1 protein-coding gene is annotated in these 432 nt (G+C 65.0%); it reads right to left on the minus strand.

From position 1 onward, the window contains the following. Positions 1-108: 108 nt before the first annotated feature. The coding region (locus AB4Y92_RS25960) for an MBL fold metallo-hydrolase (protein ID WP_441822239.1) at positions 109-432 on the minus strand (324 nt) is incomplete at its 5' end.

Raw genomic sequence — 432 nt, forward strand, 5'->3', positions numbered from 1 at the left:
CCGCTATGTCGATGTGTCGGACCTGAAGACCGTGCTGGCCTATCTGGACGAATGGCACCATCAGAACGCTGCCTGAGGCAGAACCGATGCAGGCGCCCTCCTCTCGCCTCAGCCGTCGACTGTCAGGCTCATGCCGTCGAAGGCGACATCGATGCCCGGCGGCAAGCGCTTGGACAGGCTCTCATAGTCCAGGTCGATATGAAGGTTGGTAAGCACCGCACGCCGGGGGGCGAGTTCGGCGATTGCCTCCAGCGCCTGCGACAGGCTGAAATGACTCGGGTGCGGCGTCTCGCGCAGGCAGTCGAGGATCAGCACATCGAGGCCGGCCAGGGCGGCCCTGGCCTCGGGCGGCATCAGGCTGACATCGGGCACATAGCCGAGATCAGCAAAGCGGAAACCGAGGGCCTCGTAACCCGGCCCGTGCTCCAGGGT

The organism is Lysobacter sp. TAB13, assembly GCF_052113885.1.
In the GTDB taxonomy this organism is placed as follows: Bacteria; Pseudomonadota; Gammaproteobacteria; order Xanthomonadales; family Xanthomonadaceae; genus Lysobacter; species Lysobacter gummosus.